Source organism: Streptomyces sp. WAC04114 (assembly GCF_019733245.1).
GTDB classification, from domain to species: domain Bacteria; phylum Actinomycetota; class Actinomycetes; order Streptomycetales; family Streptomycetaceae; genus Streptomyces; species Streptomyces massasporeus_A.
Window position 1 is genome coordinate 1 of sequence record NZ_JAIGQA010000096.1, and the last position, 22,805, is coordinate 22,805.

At 70.6% G+C, this 22,805-nt stretch carries 23 protein-coding genes; 2 read left to right on the forward strand and 21 right to left on the reverse strand.

The window, feature by feature from the left end:
- Window positions 1-271 precede the first annotated feature (271 nt).
- Window positions 272-1,264: a pseudouridine synthase gene (locus K4G64_RS23205; RefSeq protein WP_221757952.1), complete on the forward strand. Its 993-nt coding sequence runs from the start codon at window positions 272-274 to the stop codon at window positions 1,262-1,264.
- Here the strand turns inward: K4G64_RS23205 and K4G64_RS23210 are convergent.
- The 17 genes from K4G64_RS23210 to K4G64_RS23290 all read right to left on the reverse strand — a co-directional run bounded on the left by K4G64_RS23210 (window position 1,258) and on the right by K4G64_RS23290 (window position 18,652).
- Window positions 1,258-2,778 carry a cytochrome P450 gene (locus K4G64_RS23210; RefSeq protein ID WP_221757953.1) on the reverse strand — a complete coding sequence of 507 codons (1,521 nt, stop codon included), beginning with the start codon at window positions 2,776-2,778 and terminating at the stop codon, window positions 1,258-1,260. The genes K4G64_RS23205 and K4G64_RS23210 overlap by 7 nt on opposite strands.
- 63 nt (window positions 2,779-2,841) lie before the next feature.
- Entirely contained in the window at window positions 2,842-3,462 is a 621-nt protein-coding gene (locus K4G64_RS23215) for an ATP/GTP-binding protein (RefSeq protein ID WP_221757954.1), read from the reverse strand.
- Window positions 3,443-3,841 carry a DUF742 domain-containing protein gene (locus tag K4G64_RS23220; protein WP_221757955.1) on the reverse strand — a complete coding sequence of 133 codons (399 nt, stop codon included), beginning with the start codon at window positions 3,839-3,841 and terminating at the stop codon, window positions 3,443-3,445. Before K4G64_RS23220 ends, K4G64_RS23215 begins: the two co-directional genes overlap by 20 nt.
- Window positions 3,838-4,245 (reverse strand): roadblock/LC7 domain-containing protein, encoded by a 408-nt coding sequence (locus K4G64_RS23225; protein ID WP_053673866.1) that lies wholly within the window; start codon window positions 4,243-4,245, stop codon window positions 3,838-3,840. The genes K4G64_RS23220 and K4G64_RS23225 overlap by 4 nt, the downstream gene beginning before the upstream one ends.
- A complete protein-coding gene (locus K4G64_RS23230; protein WP_221757956.1) occupies window positions 4,242-5,882 on the reverse strand; it encodes a sensor histidine kinase KdpD in 1,641 nt (546 codons plus the stop codon). Before K4G64_RS23230 ends, K4G64_RS23225 begins: the two co-directional genes overlap by 4 nt.
- A gap of 321 nt (window positions 5,883-6,203) precedes the next feature.
- A complete protein-coding gene (locus K4G64_RS23235; protein ID WP_221757957.1) occupies window positions 6,204-9,053 on the reverse strand; it encodes an RNA helicase in 2,850 nt (949 codons plus the stop codon).
- Between the two features lie 56 nt (window positions 9,054-9,109).
- Window positions 9,110-10,000 (reverse strand): diacylglycerol kinase, encoded by an 891-nt coding sequence (locus K4G64_RS23240; RefSeq protein ID WP_221757958.1) that lies wholly within the window; start codon window positions 9,998-10,000, stop codon window positions 9,110-9,112.
- 31 nt (window positions 10,001-10,031) lie between these two features.
- Complete coding sequence (tatC, locus tag K4G64_RS23245; RefSeq protein WP_221757959.1) at window positions 10,032-10,994, reverse strand: twin-arginine translocase subunit TatC; 963 nt, start codon at window positions 10,992-10,994, stop codon at window positions 10,032-10,034.
- Window positions 10,995-11,041: 47 nt separating this feature from the next.
- A complete protein-coding gene (tatA, locus tag K4G64_RS23250; protein WP_221757960.1) occupies window positions 11,042-11,323 on the reverse strand; it encodes a Sec-independent protein translocase subunit TatA in 282 nt (93 codons plus the stop codon).
- A gap of 259 nt (window positions 11,324-11,582) precedes the next feature.
- Complete coding sequence (locus tag K4G64_RS23255; RefSeq protein WP_221757961.1) at window positions 11,583-11,777, reverse strand: hypothetical protein; 195 nt, start codon at window positions 11,775-11,777, stop codon at window positions 11,583-11,585.
- A gap of 57 nt (window positions 11,778-11,834) precedes the next feature.
- Entirely contained in the window at window positions 11,835-12,131 is a 297-nt protein-coding gene (locus tag K4G64_RS23260; protein ID WP_221757962.1) for a hypothetical protein, read from the reverse strand.
- A 101-nt stretch (window positions 12,132-12,232) separates the two neighbouring features.
- A complete protein-coding gene (locus K4G64_RS23265; protein WP_308122467.1) occupies window positions 12,233-13,300 on the reverse strand; it encodes a WYL domain-containing protein in 1,068 nt (355 codons plus the stop codon).
- Between the two features lie 17 nt (window positions 13,301-13,317).
- Window positions 13,318-14,295: a YafY family protein gene (locus K4G64_RS23270; RefSeq protein WP_030848636.1), complete on the reverse strand. Its 978-nt coding sequence runs from the start codon at window positions 14,293-14,295 to the stop codon at window positions 13,318-13,320.
- A gap of 128 nt (window positions 14,296-14,423) precedes the next feature.
- Window positions 14,424-14,795 carry an FKBP-type peptidyl-prolyl cis-trans isomerase gene (locus K4G64_RS23275; protein WP_221757963.1) on the reverse strand — a complete coding sequence of 124 codons (372 nt, stop codon included), beginning with the start codon at window positions 14,793-14,795 and terminating at the stop codon, window positions 14,424-14,426.
- A 56-nt stretch (window positions 14,796-14,851) separates the two neighbouring features.
- A complete protein-coding gene (locus K4G64_RS23280) occupies window positions 14,852-15,832 on the reverse strand; it encodes an FKBP-type peptidyl-prolyl cis-trans isomerase (RefSeq protein ID WP_221757964.1) in 981 nt (326 codons plus the stop codon).
- 189 nt (window positions 15,833-16,021) lie between these two features.
- Complete coding sequence (gene pafA, locus K4G64_RS23285) at window positions 16,022-17,383, reverse strand: Pup--protein ligase (protein WP_031106199.1); 1,362 nt, start codon at window positions 17,381-17,383, stop codon at window positions 16,022-16,024.
- Window positions 17,384-17,392: 9 nt separating this feature from the next.
- Window positions 17,393-18,652, reverse strand: coding sequence for an MFS transporter (locus K4G64_RS23290; RefSeq protein ID WP_221757965.1), 1,260 nt, complete (start codon window positions 18,650-18,652; stop codon window positions 17,393-17,395).
- Between the two features lie 55 nt (window positions 18,653-18,707).
- Here K4G64_RS23290 and K4G64_RS23295 point away from each other — a divergent pair, with 55 nt between their 5' ends.
- Window positions 18,708-19,760, forward strand: a complete 1,053-nt coding sequence (locus K4G64_RS23295; protein WP_221757966.1) for a LacI family DNA-binding transcriptional regulator — start codon at window positions 18,708-18,710, stop codon at window positions 19,758-19,760.
- A 431-nt stretch (window positions 19,761-20,191) separates the two neighbouring features.
- On the opposite strand, the gene prcA is transcribed toward K4G64_RS23295, so the two are convergent.
- The 4 genes from prcA to K4G64_RS23315 all read right to left on the reverse strand — a co-directional run bounded on the left by prcA (window position 20,192) and on the right by K4G64_RS23315 (window position 22,677).
- Window positions 20,192-20,935 carry a proteasome subunit alpha gene (gene prcA / locus K4G64_RS23300; protein ID WP_221757967.1) on the reverse strand — a complete coding sequence of 248 codons (744 nt, stop codon included), beginning with the start codon at window positions 20,933-20,935 and terminating at the stop codon, window positions 20,192-20,194.
- Between the two features lie 70 nt (window positions 20,936-21,005).
- Window positions 21,006-21,851, reverse strand: a complete 846-nt coding sequence (gene prcB / locus K4G64_RS23305; protein WP_221757968.1) for a proteasome subunit beta — start codon at window positions 21,849-21,851, stop codon at window positions 21,006-21,008.
- Entirely contained in the window at window positions 21,803-22,414 is a 612-nt protein-coding gene (locus tag K4G64_RS23310) for an endonuclease VII domain-containing protein (protein WP_221757969.1), read from the reverse strand. Before K4G64_RS23310 ends, prcB begins: the two co-directional genes overlap by 49 nt.
- A gap of 44 nt (window positions 22,415-22,458) precedes the next feature.
- On the reverse strand, window positions 22,459-22,677 hold the full coding sequence (locus K4G64_RS23315; protein ID WP_030848612.1) for a ubiquitin-like protein Pup: 219 nt from the start codon (window positions 22,675-22,677) through the stop codon (window positions 22,459-22,461).
- Between the last annotated feature and the right edge of the window lie 128 nt (window positions 22,678-22,805).

The following is a 22,805-nucleotide window of genomic DNA, read 5'->3' on the forward strand; positions in this document are numbered from 1 at the left end:
CCCAGTGCGCTTCCCCCTCCCCTCCCCCTCCCACGCCTGATGCCAGGCCCGGATCCGTCACCGGCCTCCGCCGCGGAGTCCGCGGCGCGGGCGTCCCACGGGTGCAGCGCGGGGTCCTGGAAGGCCTCGTACACCGCGGGCGCGTCCGCGAGGGCCCCGGAGGTCAGGACCGGCCTGATCAGGGAACGGCATCCCCGCATCCTGGCAAGACCCGCCGGGCGGTCCCAGACATTTTCCGCCCCCGCACACCCGCCTCGTACGCTGGGCCGCGATGAGACGCAAGACCCGCATCCCGCCCTCTCCCCTGCCGCAGCGCCACGGGGTGGACCCGGTGCGCGTGCGGCTGCCCGCCACGGGGGCATGGGGCACAGTGCGTGCGCACCTGGTGGAGCGGCTCTCGGGAGCGGGCGCCGGAGTCGTCGACGGCATGTTCGACGCCGGCCGGATCGTCGGGGCGGACGGACGGCCCGTGGCCCCGGACGCGCCCTTCGTGCCGGGGATGTTCGTGTGGTTCCACCGGGACCTGCCCGACGAGGTGCCGGTGCCCTTCCCGGTGCCGGTCGTGCACCGGGACGAGCACATCGTGGTCGCCGACAAGCCGCACTTCCTCGCCACAACCCCGCGTGGCGGCCACGTCGCCGAGACCGCGCTGGCCCGGCTCCGCCGCGAGCTGGACCTCCCCCAGCTCACCGCGGCGCACCGGCTGGACCGGCTCACCGCGGGACTCGTGCTGTTCACGGTGCGCCCCGAAGAGCGCGGGGCGTATCAGTCGCTGTTCCGCGACCGCCGGATCCGCAAGGAGTACGAGGCCGTCGCCCGGTACGACCCCGCCCTCGCCCTGCCCCGGACCGTCCGCAGCCGGATCGTGAAGGAGCGCGGGGTGCTCACGGCCCGGGAGCTGCCGGGCGAGCCCAACGCCGTGAGCCGTGTCGAGCTGGTCGAGCACCGCGAACACCCCGGCGGGCCCGGTGGACTCGCCCGGTACCGGCTCACCCCCGCCACCGGGCAGACGCACCAGCTGCGCGTCCACCTGAACACACTGGGCGTGCCGATCCTCGGCGACCCGCTCTACCCGGATGTGACCGCGCCCGTGCCCGCCGGCGACTTCCGCCGTCCGCTCCAACTGCTCGCGCGGTCCTTGGAGTTCACCGACCCGGTCACGGGCGAGGAGCACCGGTTCCACAGCGGCCGGGTACTCGCGGCCTGGGCGTCGTACGACCGGTGGGCCGCCGGCGGGTACGACGGCCCGTCAGACGGTCAGTAGCCGCGCCACCAGCTCAGGAACCGCTGCCAGACACCCTTGCGGCGGACCGGTTCCGCGACAGCGGACTGCCCGGGCACCGGCACCGGCTGGGGCTGCACCGCGACCGGCTGCGGCTGCGCGGCGACCGGCTGGGGCTGTGCGGCGGCCGGTGCGGCTGCCTGCGGCTGCGCGGTGCCGATCTGCCAGTCAGAGCGCTGGGCTGCGACCGGCTTGTGGTTGGGCACCTCCTGCACGTCCTGCGGTGGCTTGGGCGCGAACTGCACCGGCAGCTCCACCAGGTGCCGGGAGGCGATGGACGCCGTCCAGCGCAACTCCTCCTCGTCGCAGTCGAGTTCCACGTCCGGCAGCCGCATCAGCAGCGCGTCGACGCCCACGTCGGCGATGGAGCGGCCGATGTCCTGCCCGGGGCACTCGTGCGGGCCGCCGCCGAAGGCGAGGTGGGAGCGGTTGCCCTGCATGCTGGCCTTCAGGTCCGGCCGAACCCGAGGGTCGACGTTGGCCGGGAGCGGCGCGAAGAGCAGCCCGTCGCCGCGGCGGATACGCTGCCCGCCCAGCTCGGTCTCCTGCTTGGCGAAGTAGGCGAAGACCGTGCTGAACGGCGGTTCGTTCCACAGGGACTGCTCCACCGCCTCCGGCACCGTCATCTGGCCGCCGTTGAGCTGGGCCCGGAAGCGCGGGTCGATCAGCACCGTGAGCAGCACGTTGGACAGCAGGTTGGTGGTGGCCTCGTAGGCGGCGAAGAGCACCAGGCGCAAATGCTCCCTGACCTCGTCGTCGCTCAGCCGGGCCGGGTGCGTGATCAGGTAGCTGGCGAGGTCCTCCTCCGGCTGGGCGCGGCGCAGGGCGGTGAGCCGGCTCAGGGCCTCCATGACGTAGGAGTGGCTGGCGATGGCCGTCTCGGTGCCCTTGAGCGCGTCACGGGCGGCCTCGACGAGCCGGTCGTTGTACTCGTCGGGCATGCCGAGGATCTCGCACATCACCGCCATCGGCAGGTGCTCGGTGAACTGGCTGACGAGTTCCGCCTCGCCCGCCTCGCAGAACCGGTTGACGATCACCTGCGTACTGCGGTTGATGTAGCGGCGCAGGCTGCGGAAGTCGATCGTGGAGATGGCCCCCATGACCGCGCCGCGCAGCCGCTTGTGCTCGTCGCCCTCGGCGTGCGAGGCGATGGGCTGCCAGGCGATGTGCGGCATCAGCGGGTGGTCGGGCTTGACGAGGCCCTCCCTGAGCGGGGTCCAGATCCGGCTGTCCCGGCAGTACTGCGAGGGCGAGCGCACCATGTGGAGGTTCTCGGCGTGGCCGAGGACGATCCACATCGGCACGTCGTCGTGGAGCAGCACGGGCGCCACGGGACCGTGCTGCTCCCGCAGTTGCTCGTACAGCGCTCCGAGGTCCTCCGCCTCGTGCAGCCGGTGCAGTCCCCCGGGCCCGAGGCCGTGCGCGGGGCAGCCGGGGGGCGGGCCGGGCCGGAGGTCGTCGTCCGTGCTGGTCGGGGCGTGGGATTCAGGCGTCACAGTGATCGCTCCGAAGCTTTCCAGGTGTCATGGGGGGAGGGAGGTGGGGTGGGCGGACACGGATCAGGTGCGCGCGCCCGTCATGGCGAGCGAGTGCAGGAAGCGCATGAGTGTCATCAGGACGTCGCGGCTTGAGGCCCGCCGCCGCGCGTCGCACTCGATGATCGGGATGTCCGGCGTCAGGTCGAGGGCCGTGCGCAGCTCCTCGATGGCGTAACGGGGGGCGTCCGGGAAGGAGTTGATGGCGACGACGAAGGGCACGCCGCGCTCCTCCAGGCGCCCCATGACGTCGAAGCTGACCTCCAGGCGCCGGGTGTCGACCAGCACCACCGCGCCGAGCGCGCCCTCGAACAGGCCGTTCCACAGGAACCAGAAGCGCTGCTGGCCGGGTGTGCCGAAGAGGTAGAGCACCAGCTGTTCGGTGATGCTGATCCGGCCGAAGTCCATGGCCACGGTGGTGGCCGTCTTGGACGCGGAGCCGAAGTTGTCGTCGACACCGATGCCGGCCTGCGTCATGGTCTCCTCGGTGGTCAGCGGTGTGATCTCGCTGACCGAGCCGACCATGGTCGTCTTGCCGACGCCGAAGCCACCCACGATCACGATCTTGGCCGCGGCCTGTGCCGTGTGGGGCAGCTGGTCCTCGGCCCGGGGGCCCGGGATGGTGTCAGAGCCGTTGTAGTCCATTCATCACCGCTTCGAGGAGGGAACGGTCGGAGCGCGCCTTGCGGACGATCGGGGCGCGCGCCTGCACCAGTTCCGCCGTCAGCAACTCGGTGAGCAGCACGCCCATCGCGCTGAACGGCAGGTGGAGGTAGGCCGACAGCTCGGCCACGGACAGGGGGGCGGCGCAGAGTCGGAGCAGCGCCGCCTGCTCGGGAGAGGCGGAGGGCGGCGGATCCGTGGCACGCGCCACGATTAAGGTCACCAGGTCGAGCTCGGCCCGTTCGCCGTCGGGGCCGGCCACCACGTACATCCGCTCCGGGTTGCCGGGCTTGCCGTCGCCCTCCTGGGGCGTGGCCGGCTCCGGGGCGAGGTCGCGCCTCTGGCGTTGGGGAGGCGTCATACGATCTGCCCGTTCCGCCGGGGCGGACTGGTGAGGTGGCCGCCGATCCGTACGACCAGGTCGCGCATCATGGCGCTCATCCGGCCGGGTTCGCACCGTACGTCGGAGAGCACCGCGAGGAAGGCGTTGGCGCCCGCGCCCATCAGGTAGAAGTAGCCCTGGTCGATCTCGATCATGACGAGCTTCATCTCGCCGTCGCCCACGGTGAGTTCCTGGCAGATGCTGCCCGCGAGGGACTGCAGGCCGGCGCAGGCCGCGGCGACCCGGTCGGCGGCGTCCGGCTCGCCGCCGTAGCGTGCGATGCGCAGGCCGTCTGCCGAGAGCACCACGATCATCTCGATGCCCGGCACGCCGTCGGCGAGTTGCTTGAGCATCCAGTCGAAGTTGCCTCGCTGCTGGATCACTTGAGATCCCCCTCGTCATCGGCCTCGGTGGGGGCCGGGTCGTTGATCAGGTGCAGGTACTTGTGCGGGTTCCGGATGAAGTCGGTCGGGTGGGTGCCGGGCTCGATGCCCTGCTTGAGTCCCTCCCAGAAGGCTTCGAGGCCCTTGCCGGGGGCGTCGGGGGACGACATGTCGTGCCATGACTTGGGCTCGGGCTCCGGGGTGGCCCAGGGGTTGAACTCACCCCGTTCGGCGGCCTCCTGGTCGGCCTTCTCGTTGGCCGCCTGCTGGGCGAGCCGCTCGGCGAGGGGCATCTTCACCTTGCTGCGGCGCTGCGGCAGGCCGTTCGCGGTCCACTCGGTGACCTCGGGGACGTCGTCGTCCTCCATGGAGACCGTGGCGGGGATCTTCGGGCTGGTGGGGCGTCGCCTCTTGGGCGCGCGCTTCGGGCCCTCGGGGATGCCGACCGTCATGGGGATGCCGGTGGCGCCGATGCCGTGGGCGAGTCCGACGCCGGGCTCGTGGGTGATCATCTCGCTGGGCACGATGAGGATGGCCCGGACGCCGCCGTACGCGGAGGCGCGCAGCGAGACCTGCATGTTGTACGCCGTGCAGAGCCGGCCCACGACGGCCAGTCCCAGGCGCGGGTGCTCGCCGATGTCCTGGAGGTCGATGCCGGCCTTGGCGTCCTCCAGCATGCCCTCGATCCGGGCGCGGGCCTCCTCGTTGAGGTTGACGCCGCCGTCCTCGATCTCGATGCAGACGCCGGTCTGCACCTCGGTCGCGGTGACGTGCACCTTGGTCTGCGGCGGCGAGTAGCGCGTGGCGTTGTCGAGGAGTTCGGCGGCGGCGTGGATGACCGGCTCGACGTAGATGCCCTTGACGCTGATCTTGGCGATGGAGGACAGCTGGATGCGCCGGTACTCCAGGATGCGGGACATGGCGCCGCGCAGGGTGCTGTACAGGGACACCGGCTGGGGCCACTGCCGCCCGGGGCGGCCGCCGCCGAGGACGGAGACGGAGTCGGCCAGGCGGCCGATCAGGGCGTTGCCGTGGTCGATGCGCAGCAGGTCGTCGAAGACCTCGGGGTTGCGGCCGTGGTCCTCCTCCATCTCCCGGAGTTCCTCGGCCTGCTGGTGGATGATCGCCTGGACGCGCCGGGCGACACTGACGAAGGAACGCGCGGCCGCGTCGCGCATGGTGACTTCGCGGTCGACGATCTTGAGCACCGTCAGCAGCGTCTCTGCCTGCGGGGCGGGCAGGTTGCGGAACGCGGGGTTGGAGAGGCCGAGCTTGCGAATCACCTCCCTGGGGGGTTCTCCGGTGCGCAGCAGATTGAGCGCGGCGGGCACGATCTCCCGGGAGAAGTGGACCAGTTCGTTCTCGTGGGCGGCGATCCGCTGTTCCAGATGCGCGCTGTGCCGGGCGTGCTCCGCACGCTGGTTGCGCAGCACACGGCCGCGGCGCACCGCCTCGGCCGCCGTGGCGAGCACCAGCGCGGTGGCGATGCCGCCGCACCAGCCGACGGCGCCCCGGGCCGGCTCCGCCACCAGGGCGACGGCGGCTCCGGTCGCCGCGGCCATGACTATGGCGGGCAGCAACAGCACGCGCGCGTAGGGGAGTTCACGGCGACCGGGAGGGGATTGAACACTCACCATGTGGGCCTTCTGACAGGAGTCGACTGAGGTTCGGGGGGACTTGCAGGGGGGTATGTCATGAAGCTGTCGGGATCTTCCGCACATTGGGGAACAAGCGCACGAATTCATCTCAAGCCGGTGCGCTGCGGGCGAGCTTAGTCCGACCGGATCATCGCCGTGTCATATTCAGCAACTGCCGGAAAGCGGATGCGGAGGGATAGTACGCTCGGTCGCTTACACGCTGCGACGTCGTTCGAATGCACTAAGTGACGGCGCACAGGCATACGAAAGCCCACTCACCGTGACGGGTGAATGGGCCTCGGTACGACGTCTTTCTGACCGTCACCCCACCGACGAGTAGGCGACAACCCCCCGCAGCAACAGATCAACGGCCTTACGCGCGTTCTTCACCACGGAAGATCCCTGCGGAGCCGCCGCCGCGATCTGACCCAGCACGTCGATGACCTGCTTGCACCACCGCACGAAGTCCCCCGCCGGCATCTCCGCCTCGCGCAGCACCTCGTCGAGCCCCTTCCCGGAGGCCCACTCGTACGCGGCCCAGGCGAAGCCGAGATCGGGCTCGCGCTGCCCGACCCCCTCGGTCTGGGTGATCCGGAAATCCTCCTCCAGCGCGTCCAGCCGCCCCCAGATCCGCACCATCTCGCCCAGCGCGGCCTTGGCCTTCCCGGACGGCACCTTCGGCGCCATGGCGTCGTCCGCGGCCCGCGCCTCGAACACCAGCGCCGAGACGCACGCGGCCAGTTCGGCCGGGCCCAGGCCCTCCCAGACACCCGCGCGCAGACACTCGCTGGCGAGCAGGTCCAGCTCGCCGTACAGCCGGGCGAGCCGCTTGCCGTGCTCGGTGACCTCGTCGCCGCGCAGGTAGTCCAGCTCGGTCAGCAGCGCCACGATGCGGTCGAACGTCCGGGCGATCGTGTTCGTGCGGCCCTCGATCCGCCGCTCCAGCTGCGAGGTGTCGCGCAGCAGCCGGTGGTACCGCTCGGCCCAACGGGCGTGGTCCTCACGGTCGTTGCAGCCGTGGCAGGGATGCGCGCGGAGCGCTGTCCGCAGCCGGGCGATCTCACGGTCGTCGGCCGCCTGGGAGCGCCGCTTGCGGTGCCGGTCGGCCGGGATGTGCCCGGCCTTGGTGCGCAGCGCCGAGGCGAGGTCCCGACGGGACTGCGGGGAGCGGGGGTTGAAGGACTTCGGGATCCGCATCCGCTCCAGCGGCTCGACGGGCACCGGGAAGTCCATGGACGCCAGCCGCTTCACCTGCCGCTCGGCGGTCAGCACCAGCGGGCGCGGCCCGTCGTGGTGCTCGAAGCCGCGGTGGCCGTTGGAACGGCCCGCCGGCAGGCCCGGGTCGAGCACCAGCGCCAGGCCGGCGTACTTGCCGGTGGGCACGTGGATGACGTCACCGGGCTTCAGCTTCTCCAGCGCGACGGCGGCCTCGGCGCGCCGCTGTGCCGCGCCCTGCCGGGCGATCTCGTTCTCCCGGTCCTTCAGTTCGCGGCGCAGCCGCGCGTACTCCTCGAAGTCGCCGAGGTGGCAGGTCATGGAGGCCTTGTAGCCCTCCAGACCTTCCTCGTTGCGCTGCACCTGCCGGGAGATGCCGACGACCGACTTGTCCGCCTGGAACTGCGCGAAGGACGTCTCCAGCAGCTCACGCGAGCGGTGCCGCCCGAACTGCTCGACCAGGTTGACCGCCATGTTGTACGACGGCTTGAAGCTGGACCGCAACGGGTAGGTGCGCGTGCCGGCCAGGCCCGCGAGGTGCTCGGGGCTGGAGCCGCGCTGCCACAGCACCACGGCGTGGCCCTCGACGTCGATACCGCGTCGCCCCGCGCGTCCCGTCAACTGCGTGTACTCGCCCGGCGTGATGTCCGCGTGCTGCTCGCCGTTCCACTTGACGAGCTTCTCCAGCACCACCGAGCGGGCGGGCATGTTGATGCCGAGGGCGAGGGTCTCGGTCGCGAACACGGCCTTGACCAGGCCGCGCACGAACAGTTCCTCGACGACCTCCTTGAAGGTCGGCAGCATGCCCGCGTGGTGGGCGGCGATGCCGCGCTCCAGGCCCTCGAGCCATTCGTAGTAGCCGAGGACGTGCAGGTCCTCGGTCGGGATGGAGGCGGTGCGCTCCTCGACCAGGGTGCGGACCCGCTCGCGCGCCTCCTCGTCGTTGAGCCGCAGTCCCGCGTGCAGGCACTGCTGGACGGCGGCCTCGCAGGCGGCGCGGCTGAAGATGAAGGTGATGGCGGGCAGCAGCCCCTCGGCGTCGAGCCGCTCGATGACCTCGGGCCTGCTCGGCGTCCAGATCCGGGACCGCTGCCGACGCTCGCGCTCACGGTCGGCCTCGCGCATGGACCGGCCGCGCCGCCGGTCCTGGTACGACGGCCGGCTCGCCTCCATCCGCGCCATGCGCATGAGGTCGGGGTTGACGGCCTTCTTGTGGCCCTCGCCCTCCTCGAACAGGTCGTACATCCGCCGTCCGGCCAGCACGTGCTGGAACAGCGGCACGGGCCGGTGCTCGGAGACGATCACCTCGGTGTCGCCGCGGACCGTGTCGAGCCAGTCGCCGAACTCCTCGGCGTTCGACACGGTCGCCGAGAGCGAGACGAGCGTGACCGACTCGGGAAGGTGAATGATCACTTCCTCCCAGACGGCACCCCGGAACCGGTCGGAGAGGTAGTGCACCTCGTCCATGACCACGTAGCCGAGGCCCAGGAGGGTCTGGGAGCCGGCGTAGAGCATGTTCCGCAGCACCTCGGTGGTCATCACGACCACCGGCGCTTCGGAGTTGACGCTGTTGTCGCCGGTGAGCAGGCCCACCTTGTCCGTGCCGTAGCGGCGGCACAGGTCGGCGTACTTCTGGTTCGACAGCGCCTTGATGGGTGTCGTGTAGAAGCACTTCTTGCCCTGCTGGAGGGCGAGGTGGACGGCGAACTCGCCGACGATCGTCTTGCCGGAGCCGGTGGGCGCCGCGACCAGCACGCCCTTCCCTTCCTCGAGCGCCTGGCAGGCCTCGATCTGGAAGGGGTCGAGACCGAAGTCGTACATCTCGCGGAAGCCCGCGAGCGCGGTGGCCTGCTCGGCTGCCCGCAGGCGGGCTGCCGCGTACCGCTCGGCCGGTGAGAGGTCCTCTGTCATCGTGCTTTCGAGCGTACCGGGCCGCACTGACAACAGGACGATCATTATCCGGATCCGTTCCTGTGAAACCGGGGATCGGCGCAGCTCAGGGGCGGCGGACCTCAGGGGCCGACGACCCGCACGCCCCCGCGCACACAGCGCGCACTCAGCGGCAGCGGGCCGAGCGGCTCCCCGTCGGCGTAGCCGGTGACGCCCTCGGCGGCGATCTCGACCCGGGCCGCCCGCAGCACGGTCACCTTCGGATGGTCGACGTGCGTCCCCCGGTACACCCTCGGGAACACCCGCAGCAGTGTGGTGCGGCTGCAGTCCCCGACCACCGTGACGTCGAACAGCCCGTCGGTCAGGTCGGCGCCGGGACAGATCCGCATGCCGCCACCGTACGAGGAGCCGTTCCCGACGGCCACCAGTGTCGCCTCGACCTCCAGGACCTCGTCGTCGTCGAGCCGGATCCGGTACGGGACGGGACGGAACCCGGCGAGTTCGCCGATCATCGCCAGGTCGTACTTGAGGCGGCCGGTGGGCCATCTCATGCGGTTGCCTCGGTCGTTGACGCGGGAGTCGAAGCCGGAGGCGAGGACCGTGCCGAAGAAGCGGTCGCCGACCTGCCCGAGGTCGATGTCGCGGATCCGGCCGCACTTGAGGGCGTCGGCGATCATGCGGCCCGCGGCGGCCGGCTCCCGCACGGGCAGGCCGAGGGCGCGGGCGAAGTCGTTCCCGGTGCCGACGGCGACCAGGCCGAGCGGGGTGCGGGTGCCCGCGACCGCCCGCAGCGCGAGGGCCGCCATCCCGTCGCCCCCGACGGCGATCAGCGCGCCCGTGCCGGCCTCGACGGCGGCACGCGCGCGTACCAGGGCGTCCGCGGCGTCCTCCCCGAGGACCGTCCGCACCGAGAAGCCGGCCGCCCGCAACGCGGAAGCGGCCGGCTGCGCCGCGCGGGCGCCCCGGCCGCGGCCCGCGGTGGGGTTGACGAAGAGGGTGATCTCGCTGGTCACGGGACCGACCCTATGAGCTGTCCGCCGATCTTCAGGTCACGTCGTCATAACCGTTGACCCGGTCCGAGCGGTCCGAGCTCGCCTGCTCGGGCAGGGCGGCCCGGCTGGTGGTCACGGGCTCGATCTCGCCGATGTCGTCGGGGGTGAGATCCAGCTCGGAGGCCTCGTCGTCGGCGGGGCCGAGGGCCTCGCGCCGGGCCTTGCGGCGATCGTTGACCAGGGAGAAGGCGACGGCCGCGAAGTACAGGATCCAGATCGGTGCCGCCAGCGCCAGCATGGTCAGCGGGTCGGTACTGGGAGTGGCGATGGCCGCGAAGACCGTGATGCCCATGATCATGCCGCGCCACCAGCCGAGCATGCGCTTGCCGGTCAGTACCCCGGTGAGGTTGAGCATGATGAGCAGCAGCGGCAGCTCGAAGGAGAGGCCGAAGACGAGCACCATCCGCATGACCAGGTCGAGCAGGTCGTCCAGCGGAAGGAGGTTGGACGTGCCGCCCGGGGTGAACTCCAGGAGGACCTTGGCCGTGGTGGGAAGCACCGTGTACGCGAAGTAGGCGCCGACGATGAACAGCGGGGCGCCGGTGGCGACGAAGGCGTAGGCGTACTTCTTCTCGTGCCGGTGCAGGCCCGGCGCGACGAAGGCCCACAGTTGGTAGAGCCAGATCGGGGAGGCCAGGACGACGCCGGCCATCAGCGACACCTTCAGCGCCAGCGTGAAGGGGGTGAGCAGGCCGTTGATGGTGATCTGCGCACAGGGCTTCGCGTCTGGCTGCGACTGGGCCAGCTCCGCGAAGGTCTTGTCACAGCCGACCGAGTCGAGGATCGGCTTGGTGATCAAGTTGATGATGTCGTTGTAGAAGAAGGCGGCGAAGACCGTGACGACGACGATCGCCAGGATCGCCTTGGCGAGCCGGTTGCGGAGCTCGCGAAGGTGCTCCGCGAGGGGCATGCGCCCCTCGGGATCCCTCTCCTGCTTGCGGGCAGACTTCAGCAACCCACGTTCCCATCTCGTGCGGCGGGCCGGAGGTCACCGGCCCTGCGTCAGCGCTTGGTCGTGTCCGTGGGCTCGTTGACCGGGCGCGAGCTGGTCACGTCGCCGGGCGCCGCCTGGATGGTGCGCTGCGAGGGGTCGTCGCTGTTGGGCGGCCCCGCCGGGGTCGTGGAGGACTTGTTCTCGTCCTTCATCGCCTTGGCCTCGCTCTTGAGGATGCGGGCGGACTTGCCGAGCGACCGAGCCATGTCCGGAAGCTTCTTCGCGCCGAACAGCAGGATGATGACGACGAGGATGAGAATGATCTCGGGGGCTCCGAGCCTTCCGAACATAAGTCTTTACCTTCTCACCGAGGCGGCTGTGGTGGGGTGCTGTCCGACCGGTCGGACACATGTCCGAACGATCGTGTTGGCAGCGATCGTAACGCTCGGGGGTAAACGTGAGGCAATCCCTCTGCATCCCCTGTGCGTACTCCCGTCCGCGACCAGTGCCTCGTTAACCGGGCCGCGACCAGCAGCGTACCTGGACGAACCGCCGCGGTGACAGGGCGAAGTGTCCCAAAAGCAACCTCATGGCCGAGGCTTGGCAGGCTCACAGAGCATCCACGGAGCGGGCCGCGGTCTGCGCCGCCCGCTCCAGGTCCTCGGCGGCCCTGTTGATACGTCGCGCCGAGTCCGTGACCTGCCTGCCCAGCCGCTCAGCCTCCACGAAGACCCGCACGGCGAGCACCCCGAGCACGACGAGACCCACGAAACCCACAGCAACCGCGAACATCGGCCAGAACATGACGCCGAGCCTAGACCTTCCTGAACGGGCGAACGCCCCGACCCTCTAGGACGGGTCCTAGACGGTGGAGTGCAGCCGCAGGGTCCGCACGCCGCCGCCGGTGAGCAGCTCCACGATCCGCTCCCCCGCCGGCTTGCGGACGGACGCGCCGCACTGCGGGCAGGTGAAGGAGTAGAAGGTCGTGCGGTTCGTGGCGCCGATAGCCAGGCGCAGGGCGCCCGCGGCGAGCTCGAAGGACCCGCGGCAATCGGGGCAGCCCGCTCTGAAAACGACCGGGGTCACACTTCTCATCCCGGAGAACGCGGACTCCACCGTCATGCCCCCGACACCACCGGACGTCGCCGACTCGTTCAAGCCCTCGCTCCTCTTTCTGGGGTCGTTCGCCTCCGGGGCGCCACGCCCGCTTTCGCGGTCCGGCCCTGCCCGGCCGTGGACCGGCGACGGGCGCCCGCGGATCACTCGGGCCCGTCGCCCGGCCCGTCCGGAACCGCGTGCGGCTCGCGCGCGTCGGCCTCCACCGCGCTCGTCGTCCGCGCCGCCTCGATCCCGTCGTACGCCGCCAGCGCCTCGCGGGCCGCCCGGCGGGCGCTGTCGGCGAGCTCCGGCGGCGACACGATCCGGCCGTCCCGCCCGAGCCGCAGGGCCAGGCGCCGCAGCGACGCCGGTTCGGGGGTCCGCAGAGTGATACGCAGTCCGCCGTCCGGCAGCTCATCCGCACTGTCGTGCGGGTAGTACTCCGCGACCCAGCGGCCGCCGGGCCCGACCTCGACCACGACCTCCGGGTCCTCGGCCGCGGGCTGCACCAGCGCTTCCGAGAGGTCCCGCAGCTCGATCTCGGGCGGCGCAGACGGCTCGTCAAGGATCTTGATCTCGGCGACCCGGTCGAGCCGGAAGGTGCGGCGCGCCTCGGAGCGGCGGCACCAGGCCTCGACATAGGTGTGCCCGACGCTGACCAGGCGGATGGGGTCGATCTCCCGCTCGGTGACCTCGTCGCGCGCGGGCGAGTAGTAGCGGATCCACAGTCTGCGGCGCTCGGCGATCGCCCGGTCGACGTCCGCGAAGACACCGCCCTCGGCCTCGAAGGTCACCGACAGGCGCGAGCTGGCGCCCGCGGCCTCGCCGGCCGCGGTCTCCACCTTGGCCGTGGCCCGCAGCAGCGCCTGCCGGTCGCTCTCGCGCAGTCCGGGCAGTGTGGACACCGCCCGGGCGGCGACGAGCAGGGCGGTGGCCTCGTCCGCGGCGAGTCTGAGCGGTTCGGCCGCTTCCGCTGCGAGGGCGGCCGGGTTGTGCCACCAGATGCGCTCGCCGTCGGTGTCGATGTCGAGCAGATCGCCGCCGCGGAAGCTGGTGCCGCACATGGGCAGCACGTCGAGGTCGGAGACCAGCTCGTCCTCGCTGATGCCGAAGGCGCGCGCGACGTCCTCGACCCGGGCTCCGGGCCGCTCCCTCAGATACGTCACCAGCGAGAGCATCCGCCGGGTCTGGTCGATGGCGTTCACGGGCCTGACCGGTTTGCCTGCCACTGTCTTTCCGCTCCCCCTCAGCCCTTGGCCACGGCCCGCAGCCGGTCCACCACGTCGGCCCGCAGCTCGGCGGGCTCCAGGACGACCACGTCCGGCCCGAACTCCACCAGCCAGGCGTCCAGCCCATGGCCGTACGGAATCTCCAACTCGTCCCAGCCGTCGCCGAGTTCCCGGACGGAGGTGGCCTTCGCCCGAAGGGGGTACCCCGCGCCCGCACGCAGCCGGATCCGCGCCGAGCGGTCGGCGACCTCCCCCGCCCAGCTCGCCACGGTCTCCCGGACGGTGACGACGTCGGGTACGGGAGCGGTGTACCGGCCGCCGCGCGAGCGGACCTTGCCGGTGATCCGCGACAGCCGGAAGACTCTCTCGGCGCCCCGGTCGCGGTCCCAGCCCGCCAGGTACCAGTGGCCCCGCCAGCACTCCAGCGCCCACGGCTCCACGTGCCGCTGCTCGGGGCGGGCCGCGGTGGCCTTGCGGTAGTCGAAGGCGACGGGCCGGCGGTCCCGGCAGGCGAGCATCAGCGGCTCGAAGGCGGCCTCGTGCACCGGGATGCGCGGCTCCAGCGCGCCGTGCGACCCGTACGGGTCGACGTCCTCGGGGAGCCCGGCCGCGCGCAGCTTCTGCAGGGCGCCGCTGGCCGCTCCGGCGAGCCTGGCCTGCTGCCACACCTTGGCGGCGAGCCCGAGGGCGGCGGCCTCTTCGGCGTCCAGGGTGATGGGCGGGAGACGGTTGCTGTCACGGCGGGCCAGGTAGCCGACCTCACCGTCGAGGTTCTCGACGGTCTCGATGACCAGCCCGAGTTCCCGCAGGTCGTCCTTGTCACGCTCGAACATGCGGTTGAACGAATCATCGGAGCCGGTCGCGCCGTTGCCCGGGCCGAAGGCTTCGACGTAGGCCTCGATGGAGTCGCGCAGCTCACGCTTGCTGAGCGGCCGGCGTGTCCCGAGCAGACACAGCGCCAGGTTCATCAGCCGCTCGGCCTTGGCAATGGCCATCGACGCGCTTCGCCTCCCTATGGTGCTTACGAGCGATGACCGTACCGCCACACGGTGGCACGGCAAAAGCGGAGGGCCCATGCCCGAACAGGCATGGGCCCCGCATGATCGAGTCTGTCGGAGCTTGCTCAGACCCCGAGCAGGTCGACCACGAAGATCAGCGTCTCGCCGGGCTTGATCAGAGGGGTCGGGCTCTGGTCGCCGTAGGCGAGGTGGGCGGGGATGGTCAGCTGGCGGCGGCCGCCGACCTTCATGCCCTGCACGCCCTGGTCCCAGCCCTTGATGACACGGCCGCCGCCCAGCGGGAAGCGGAACGGGGCGCCGCGGTTCCAGCTGGCGTCGAACTCCTCGCCCGTGCTGAAGGAGACACCCACGTAGTGCACGGTGACGGTCTGGCCGGCCTGCGCGACCGGGCCGTCGCCCTCCCAGATGTCCTTGATCTCGAGGTCCGCCGGGGGCTCGCCGCCCGGGAAGTCGATCTCGGGCTTGTCGATGCTCACTTCATCTCTCCTTGTTACGTGACCTGCGTCGGGGACAGTCTCACAGACCGGACGGGTCAGACCGTGCCGAGGATGTCCACCGTGAAGACCAGTGTGTTCTTGGCCAGCTCACTCTGCGGGCTCGCGCCGTAGCCCAGCGAGGGCGGGATCACCAGCAGCACCCGGTCGCCCACGTGCTTGCCGACGAGGCCCTTGTCCCAGCCTGCCACCACGGAGCCGTTGCCGATCTGGAAGGCCGTGGCGCCGCCGTGGTCCCAGGAGGAGTCGAACTTCTTGCCGTCCTCCCACTTGACCCCGGTGTACTGGGCGATGAGCCCCTGGCCCGCCTCGACCTTCTTGCCGTCGCCCTTGATCAGCACCTGCTCCTTGAGCTCCTTGGGAGCCTTCTCACCCGTGGGGACGGTGATGACCGCGGCCTTCTGCGACGGGGACTTCACCTCGGGCATGCCCGGCTCCGAGGGCGCCTGCTCGCCCTTGACCTCGGCCTTGGCGTCGACACTCGCGGCACCGACCGGGTCGACCACCCAGATCAGCACGTCCTTGGCGGAGATCCCGGAGGAGGTGTTCAGACTCTGTCCGATCAGGTCGCCCGCGGTGCCCTGCACCAGGATGCGGCTGCCCGGCTTCTTGCCCTTCACCGCGTCGAGGACCTTCTCGGGAAGCTGCTGACTGGGCTTGCCGATCTGCTCGATGGACTGCCGGCGAGGCGCCTTGTCACCCGCCGCCCCCGCGGCCCAGGTGCCGCCGAGTTCCTGGTCACCGCCCCACTTCTCGACGGTCCAGTCCAGCCGGATGAAGTCCGAGCCCTTGATCGGGGTCCCGCTGCCCGCCGAGACCGTCTTGACCACGGTCTTGTCGGACGGCTTGCCGTCCTTGGGCACGGAGATCTCGGGCTTCGCCCCGACCTTCCCCTTGATCTCGGCGACGCCTCCGGCCGCGTCGCCGTTGTTCCCGTCGTCCGATCCGCACGCGGCGGTGAACAACAGGGCGGGAACGGCCAGCAGCGCGGCCACGAGGCGTTTCGTGTTGTAGTTCATCAGTCCAACTGGGATCGGGAGTGGGGGGCAATGTGCGCCACTCTACGGCGTACACGCTCCGCACTCGCCTCACCCCGCGACACGATGCCGTCCGGGCCGCTCCCGAAGCCCGGAGCCGGGCCGGAAAAGGCCGATGCCCCGAGGTGTGAAAACCTCCGGGCATCGGCATTCGGAGAGGCCGGCGCAGGCTCACATTCCGGCGATCAGCTTCTCCACCCGGTCGTCCACGGAACGGAACGGGTCCTTGCACAGTACGGTCCGCTGGGCCTGGTCGTTCAGCTTGAGGTGCACCCAGTCGACCGTGAAGTCACGGCGCTGTTCCTGGGCCCGCCGGATGAAGTCGCCGCGCAGCCGGGCCCGAGTGGTCTGCGGCGGAACGGACTTGCCCTCGAAGATCTTCAAGTCGTTGCAGATACGGGCCGCCTGGCCCTTCTTCTCGAGCAGGTAGTACAGGCCACGACGGCGGTGGATGTCGTGGTAGGCGAGGTCTATCTGCGCGACCCGCGGGTGCGACATGGTCATGTTGTGCTTGGCGCGGTACCGCTCGATGAGCTTGTACTTCATGACCCAGTCGATCTCGGTGCCGATGCGGTCGAGGTCCTCGGCCTCGATCGCGTCCAGCGTGCGGCCCCACAGCTCCAGGACCTGCTCGACGGTGCCGGTGCGGATGCCCCGGCGCTCGCAGAAGTCCAGGGCCTTCTCGTAGTACTCGCGCTGCACCTCCAGGGCGGAGGCCTCGCGTCCGCTGGCCAGGCGTACCTTGCGGCGGCCCGTGATGTCGTGGCTGACCTCGCGGATCGCCCGGATCGGGTTCTCCAGGGTGAGGTCCCGCATCACCGTGCCCGCCTCGATCATGCGCAGCACCAGGTCGGTGGCACCGACCTTGAGCAGCATGGTCGTCTCGGACATGTTGGAGTCGCCCACGATGACGTGCAGGCGGCGGTAGCGCTCGGCGTCCGCGTGCGGCTCGTCACGCGTGTTGATGATGGGCCGGGAGCGGGTCGTCGCCGAGGAGACGCCCTCCCAGATGTGTTCGGCTCGCTGGCTGACGCAGTACACGGCGCCGCGCGGCGTCTGCAGCACCTTGCCGGCACCGCACAGCAGTTGCCGGGTGACCAGGAACGGAATCAGAATGTCCGCGAGTCGGGAGAACTCCCCGTGCCGGGCGACCAGATAGTTCTCGTGGCAGCCGTAGGAGTTGCCCGCCGAGTCGGTGTTGTTCTTGAAGAGGTAGACGTCGCCCGCGATTCCCTCCTCGTGCAGGCGTCGTTCGGCGTCCACCAGGAGTCCCTCGAGAATGCGCTCGCCTGCTTTGTCGTGGGTGACCAGTTCGGTCACGTTGTCGCATTCCGGTGTCGCGTATTCCGGATGCGATCCCACGTCGAGATAGAGGCGGGCGCCGTTTCGCAGAAAGACATTGCTGCTGCGGCCCCATGACACGACACGGCGGAAGAGGTACCGCGCCACCTCGTCAGGAGACAGGCGGCGCTGTCCCCTGAACGTGCACGTGACGCCGTACTCGTTCTCCAGCCCGAAAATGCGGCGGTCCATGAGGGAACATTACGCCCGATCCCCTGAACTGAAACGGGGTTCGGGGGCACGGTTTGGATCATTTTCCGAACCGGACACAACAACCGCTCCCTGGCCGGGAGCTGCGACTACCCGTCCTGTGGCGGTCAAAACCAGCAGAGACACGCCACCGGCGAGACCCGGCACGGCGAAGCCCCACAGGGCCCCGCCCGCCTCGACGACGGGCCCCGCGACGCCCGCTCCGACCGAGTGGCCCACAGTGAACGTCGTCACCAGCCAGGAGAACGCCTCGGTGACCGTGCCGCGCGGGGCATGACGGTCGACCAGGACGAACGCGCACGCGATGGCGGGCGCGAGGAAGACCCCGGCGAGCGCGGTGAGCGCCACCATGGGCACCGCGTCCGGCATGAGCATCAGCGGGAGGTAACACACCACCAGAAGGGCCACCAGGACCTGGAGTCGCCGCGCGGGCTCACCGGCCCACTGCCGGGCCCCGTAGAAGGCGCCGCCCACCAGCGCACCGAATCCCAGCGCCGCCATCAGCCAGCCGTACACGGCGTCACCCCCGTGCGCGTCCGCGTAGGGCACCGAGGCGACCGTGATGGAGCCGAGCGCCATCCCGATGAACAGGAACGCCGCCAGCAGCGCGAGCAGTCCCGCCGAGCGCAGCGCGCCCAGCCAGTGCGCCTCCCGCGGCGCCGACCGCCAGGCACGCGAGGGCGGCGAGACGACGACGGACAGCGCCCCCAGCACCCCGATCACGTTCAGCACGAGCAGCGCGGCCTGGGCCGACCACAGGGACACGCACAGCGTCACGAGCAGCGGTCCGACGGTGAACATCACCTCCTGGGCCACGGCGTCCATGGCGTACGCCGTGTGCACCTGGTCCTCCCGCCGCAGCACGGACGGCCACAGCGCCCGCAGCCCGCCCTCCAGCGGCGGCGTGAAGAGCCCGGCTCCGGCGACGGCCGCGTAGGCGAGCGGCAGCGATCCGATGCCGGAGAAGGCGAAGAGGGCCATCGCGAGCGCGGACATGACGGCCGCCGGCAGCTGCACACGCGGCTGCCCGCGCAGGTCCACGATCCTGCCCAGCACGGGCTGGCCGACGGCGTTGGCGACGCCGTAGACGGCCGCCAGCGCCCCCGCCAGGCTGTACGTGCCGCCCTCCGCGCGCACGAACAGCACGATCGCGATGGCGGCCGTGGCGTTGGGCAGCCGGCCGACCAGCGTGCCGACGAGCAGTCGGGCGGCGTGCCGCGCCCGAAGGATCTCCAGGTATCCCGTGGCCATGTCCCCGCCGTCCCCGCCTAAGGTTGTACGTATAACTTCGGTTTCCATACGTACCATGTCCGCTGTTCACCAGTCCAGACGAAGGAGCAGGCCGACGGTGGCACGAGGCAGCACCCGCCCCACGAGCCGGGACGTCGCCCAGGCCGCCGGCGTCTCCCAGGCAGCCGTGTCCCTGGTCCTCGGCGACAAGTGGCGCGGCCGGGTCTCCGAGGCCACGGCGGAGCGCGTCCGGGAGGCCGCCCGTGACCTGGGCTACCGGCCGAACCTGGCCGCCCGCAATCTGCGCCTGGGCCGCACCCGCACGGTCCTGCTGGTCGTCCCCGCCCTCACCACGGAGTTCTTCGCCGGCGTCTACACCGGCGCCGCCCGCGTCGCCGCCGAGCACGGCTTCGGCGTGGTCCTCTACCCCTCCCCCGAGGGCATCGGCCCCGCACGCGACCCCTTCGCCTCCGCGCAGGCCGCCCTGGACGGCGTCATCGCCTCGTCCATGGCCGCGGACGCGCTGACCGCGATCCGCGGCGAGGCACTCCCGTTGGTGATGCTGGACAGCGACCCGGCCGGGAGCCTGGGCGCGGCGACGGTGAACCTGGACATCGCCGACGGCGTCCGCCAGGTCGCGGAGCACCTGTTGTCCCTGGGCCACCGTCGCTTCCTCCACCTGGCGGCGGACGTGCCCTCCTGGACCTTCGAGGTACGCGCGCGGGAGCTGCAGGCGAGGCTGGCGGAAGTCGCGGGCACATCGGTCCGCACGGCCCGGGCCCCGATCTCCATCGAAGGAGCCGTGGCTTCCGCCGAGGCGGCGCTCTCGGCTCCCGGGGCTCGCCCCACCGCCGTGATCTGCGACGACGATCAGCTCGCGGCCGGCACGTACAAGGCGGCCCGACGTCTGGGGCTGCGCATCCCGGACGACCTGTCGGTCACGGGCGTGGACGACCTGGCCCTCGCGACGGCCATGGACCCGGAGCTGACGACGGTCCACCTGAACGCCGAGCTCTTCGGCGAGCACGGCATGCGGGCCCTCCTGGCCGTCCTGGAGGACCGCGCCCCCGAGAGCGGCGACATCCCGGTCCAGCTGGTCGTACGGAGCTCCACGGCACCGCCTCGTTGACCGTGCGGGCGGTTGCTGCTTGGGCGGGGTGGGTCCGCGGCCCGGCGTCGCCGGGTGCCGCTGCGTCGGTGCCGAGGCCGGGTGGGTCCGCAGCCCGGCGTCGCCGGGTGCCGCTGCGCCCACCCGTGCCGCCCCCAGCGGCACGCATGCCCGCAGCTAGGCGGGACGGGCGCCCGCAGCCGGGCGGGGGCGCGCCACGACGCACCCGCAGCCGCCGTACCACAAGGGGGCGTGTCGGGGGGTGACCGCCCGCAGCGGTTGGCGCGTCAACGAACAGTCAGTCGGCCTCCGGCCCCATCGCGCCGTTCCGAGGACGGACACCCCCCGGCGCGGCCCCGACCCCGCCCAACGCAAAGGCGAAAGCCAGCGGCACACGGCAACGCGCCCCGGCCGGGAACCCACAGGCCGGAGCGCGTCGCACCACGTCAGAACTACTCGGCGTCCTCCGACGCCTCCTCCTCATCACCGCCGGCGGCCTCCGCACCGAGCAGCCGCGACAACTGCCGCCCGCTGATCCGCTTGAACTTCCGCTTCTGCGGCCGCGTACGGTCCAGCACCGCCACCTCGAGCCGCTCCGCGGGGATCTCCCGCTCGCCGCCGTTGGTGTCGCGGGACAGCGCCTGCACCGCCAGCTTCAGCGCCTCCGCCAGCGTCATGCCCTCCCGGTGACGCTGGTCCAGATAGCTGCTGATCTGCTCGGCGTTGCCGCCCACCGCGACCGAGCCGTGCTCGTCCACGATGGAACCGTCATGCGGCAGCCGGTAGATCTGGTCGCCCTCGGGCGTCTCCCCGACCTCGGCGACGACCAGCTCCACCTCGTACGGCTTCTCGGCGGCACTGGAGAAGATCGTGCCCAGCGTCTGCGCGTACACGTTCGCCAGGCCCCGGGCCGTCACGTCGTCCCGGTCGTAGGTGTAACCGCGCAGGTCGGCGTAGCGCACGCCGCCGATCCGGAGGTTCTCGTACTCGTTGTACTTGCCGGCGGCCGCGAAGCCGATCCGGTCGTAGATCTCGCTGAACTTGTGCAGCGCACGGGACGGGTTCTCGCCGACGAACACGATGCCGTCGGCAAACTGCAGCACGACCAGGCTGCGACCACGGGCAATGCCCTTGCGGGCGTACTCCGCCCGGTCGGCCATGGCCTGTTGGGGTGAGACATAGAACGGCGTCGACACCGGTTATCCGTCCCTCTCTTGAAGATTCCGTCGGTTCACTGGACCACCCTCACGAAGACGATCGCCGCCGCTACAGCAGCGCGGCCCGCGGCCCGTCGGGCTGCTCCAGCCGCCGCTCGAGAACCGCGCGCGCGATCTCGGACGCCTCGTCCTCGGTGAGCCGGCGGAAGCCGTCGTCGGTGATCACGGTGACGATGGGATAGATCCGGCGGGCGACATCGGGACCACCGGTCGCCGAGTCGTCGTCTGCCGCGTCGTAGAGCGCCTGGACCACCAGCGTGGTGGCCTCGGCCTCGCTGAGGTCGTCCCGGAACAGCTTCTTCATAGCACCGCGAGCGAAGATCGACCCGGAGCCGGTGGCCGCGTAGTTGTGCTCCTCGGAGCGGCCGCCGGTGACGTCGTAGGAGAAGATCCGGCCCCTGTCACGGTCCACGTCGTACCCGGCGAACAGCGGCACCACGGCCAGGCCCTGCATGGCCATGCCGAGGTTGGAGCGGATCATCGTCGACAGCCGGTTCGCCTTGCCCTCGAGGGACAGCTGCGCGCCCTCGACCTTCTCGAAGTGCTCCAGCTCCAGCTGGAACAGCTTCACCATCTCCACGGCCAGGCCCGCCGTGCCGGCGATGCCCACCGCCGAGTACTCGTCGGCCGGGAAGACCTTCTCGATGTCCCGCTGCGCGATGACGTTGCCCATCGTGGCCCGCCGGTCACCGGCGAGGACCACACCGCCGGGGAACGTCACGGCCACGATCGTGGTCCCGTGCGGTGCCTCGATCACGCCCTGGGTGGGGGGCAGTTGCCGGTTGCCGGGCAGGATCTCCGGCTGGTGCTCGGACAGGAAGTCCATGAAGGAGGAGGACCCTGGCGTCAGGAAGGCAGCTGGTAGACGCCCGGTGCTACGAGTGTTGGCTTCCACGCGATTCCTTCCACATAAGCGGCAGCCCGCCTTATGGCATCGGGCCGATCCTTGAACTGCCCCAGTGCTGCGTTGCAGCTGAAGCACAGTACGCCTCGGACCCTACCCGTCTTGTGGCAGTGATCCACATGCTCGGGTACGGCCGCCAGACATATACAACACACGCCTCCTTGAGAGGCGATCAGACCATCGCGCTCGGCTTCGGTGATGCCGTACTGGCGCTTCAGATGCCCCTGCCGACTCTGCACCGCCCGGCATGCCGTGCACCGGGTCGACAGGCCATCGGAAGCGGTGGCGTTGCGGTGCCATTCGCTGTGAGGCTTGATCTCGCCACACGTCCGGCAGAGCTTGTGTCCGGCCGGAACGTCCACCTGCTCCCGGACCGGCTTCCCCATGGCCTCCCGGCGACGCCGGTAGTGCGCGGCGCTGTACTTCGCCACGCACTCCCGGCAGTGCACCTGGAGGCCGTCACGCCGATTCTTGTCGCGGGCAAACGCAGAAGGAGGCAGATCCCGAAGGCACTTCCTGCATTGCTTTGCGCTCGGCTCGCTAGCCGCTTCCATCCCCCGCCACCTTCAGATCAAAGGCTAGAGCGCGCCACTTACCTTCACTCTCCGCCTTTTTGCACGAAGCTCCGCACGAAATCCTCGGCATTTTCCTCGAGTACGTCGTCGATCTCGTCCAGAACCGAGTCCACGTCGTCGCTCAGCTTCTCCTGACGCTCCTTGAGGTCCTCGGAGCCCTGCGCGTCCTGCGCCTGCTCCTCGACCTCCTCGGTGGACCGGGTGGCCTTCTGCTGTCCGCCGCCGGTGTCCTTGGTCGCCATATCCCTCACCCCGCTCGGTTCGCCCGACACAGTTGCTCGGTCAAGATCAGACCTTACTCGCCGGGTCTGACAATGGCCCCGCAGTTGCTCCAACGTACGGGGGCCACCTCGATGATTCCCGGACCAGG

Bases quoted from the DNA above. Each gene is read 5' to 3' on its own strand.
- K4G64_RS23205 (WP_221757952.1), top strand. From the start codon at position 272: ATGAGACGCAAGACCCGCATCCCGCCCTCTCCCCTGCCGCAGCGCCAC.
- K4G64_RS23215 (WP_221757954.1), bottom strand. From the start codon at position 3,462: ATGGACTACAACGGCTCTGACACCATCCCGGGCCCCCGGGCCGAGGAC.
- K4G64_RS23220 (WP_221757955.1), bottom strand. From the start codon at position 3,841: ATGACGCCTCCCCAACGCCAGAGGCGCGACCTCGCCCCGGAGCCGGCC.
- K4G64_RS23230 (WP_221757956.1), bottom strand. From the start codon at position 5,882: ATGGTGAGTGTTCAATCCCCTCCCGGTCGCCGTGAACTCCCCTACGCG.
- K4G64_RS23235 (WP_221757957.1), bottom strand. From the start codon at position 9,053: ATGATCGTCCTGTTGTCAGTGCGGCCCGGTACGCTCGAAAGCACGATG.
- tatA (WP_221757960.1), bottom strand. From the start codon at position 11,323: ATGTTCGGAAGGCTCGGAGCCCCCGAGATCATTCTCATCCTCGTCGTC.
- K4G64_RS23255 (WP_221757961.1), bottom strand. From the start codon at position 11,777: ATGTTCTGGCCGATGTTCGCGGTTGCTGTGGGTTTCGTGGGTCTCGTC.
- K4G64_RS23270 (WP_030848636.1), bottom strand. From the start codon at position 14,295: ATGGCCATTGCCAAGGCCGAGCGGCTGATGAACCTGGCGCTGTGTCTG.
- K4G64_RS23280 (WP_221757964.1), bottom strand. From the start codon at position 15,832: ATGAACTACAACACGAAACGCCTCGTGGCCGCGCTGCTGGCCGTTCCC.
- pafA (WP_031106199.1), bottom strand. From the start codon at position 17,383: ATGGACCGCCGCATTTTCGGGCTGGAGAACGAGTACGGCGTCACGTGC.
- K4G64_RS23290 (WP_221757965.1), bottom strand. From the start codon at position 18,652: ATGGCCACGGGATACCTGGAGATCCTTCGGGCGCGGCACGCCGCCCGA.
- K4G64_RS23295 (WP_221757966.1), top strand. From the start codon at position 18,708: ATGTCCGCTGTTCACCAGTCCAGACGAAGGAGCAGGCCGACGGTGGCA.
- K4G64_RS23310 (WP_221757969.1), bottom strand. From the start codon at position 22,414: ATGGAAGCGGCTAGCGAGCCGAGCGCAAAGCAATGCAGGAAGTGCCTT.
- K4G64_RS23315 (WP_030848612.1), bottom strand. From the start codon at position 22,677: ATGGCGACCAAGGACACCGGCGGCGGACAGCAGAAGGCCACCCGGTCC.